General features: G+C 39.8%; 2 tRNA genes. One reads left to right on the top strand and one right to left on the bottom strand.

The features are described from left to right. Positions 1-31: 31 nt before the first annotated feature. Positions 32-107: transfer RNA gene (locus N483_RS26485), tRNA-Val, on the bottom strand. A gap of 544 nt (positions 108-651) precedes the next feature. Here N483_RS26485 and N483_RS26480 point away from each other — a divergent pair. Then, a tRNA-Ala gene (locus N483_RS26480) sits at positions 652-727 on the top strand. Positions 728-816 lie beyond the last annotated feature (89 nt).

The following is an 816-nucleotide window of genomic DNA, read 5'->3' as shown; positions in this document are numbered from 1 at the left end:
GAGCTAACAACCCAATATAGAATTTTAGATATGGTGGGTTGTACTGGACTTGAACCAGTGACCCTCGCCTTGTAAGGGCGATGCTCTCCCAACTGAGCTAACAACCCATATCTAATTTTACAACAAACATTGTGCATAACACCGCGTTGCTGTGGGGCGCTATTATAGGGAGCCGTGCAAAGGAGTCAATACTTAAAAATGAAATTTTCGTTTGCTTGCTGTATTTATAGGCAAATTAACAAAATTACAATTGCTCTTCATTATAAGGAGTGTAAATAACATAAATTATAAGTGGTACAAGTTATCGTTGTTAGCCCACAAAGAAACGACAAATTGTGATTTGGCTTAGTCAGGGTGAATGGATTATTGTTCTTTATTCAATTCCAATCTGGTTATTTTAAGTTATTAAGTTAAAACAATGTATGTGAATGAATCAGGGCAGGGGAACCCCTGTCTTTCTGTATAAAAATCAAACTAAAACAAGCGCTTTGATTGAATGTTTGGAAGGTTTTGTATATATTGTGTCCTCTTGGGCGCTTTTTGAAGCAGTTAGAAAAAACTTAACTAAAAATTGTTGACTTTATTTTCCTCCCTGCATAGAATGCGCCCCGCACTCAGCGATGCACGGTGACAAGTTCCCGTATGCAATAAGGGGCTATAGCTCAGCTGGGAGAGCGCCTCGCTGGCAGCGAGGAGGTCGGCGGTTCGATCCCGCCTAGCTCCACCAAGCATAATCGTTGAAAAAAGTCCTAGTGACATTGTTTAGTTTTAAACTTCGAATGTTTAAAATTGAATTTGTGTCCCCTTCGTCTAGAG

Origin of the sequence: Pseudoalteromonas luteoviolacea NCIMB 1944, assembly GCF_001625565.1 — a bacterium.
GTDB lineage: Bacteria > Pseudomonadota > Gammaproteobacteria > Enterobacterales > Alteromonadaceae > Pseudoalteromonas > Pseudoalteromonas luteoviolacea_F.
Note: the sequence above shows the minus strand (reverse complement) of the source record. Positions and strands in the feature narration are given on the sequence as shown.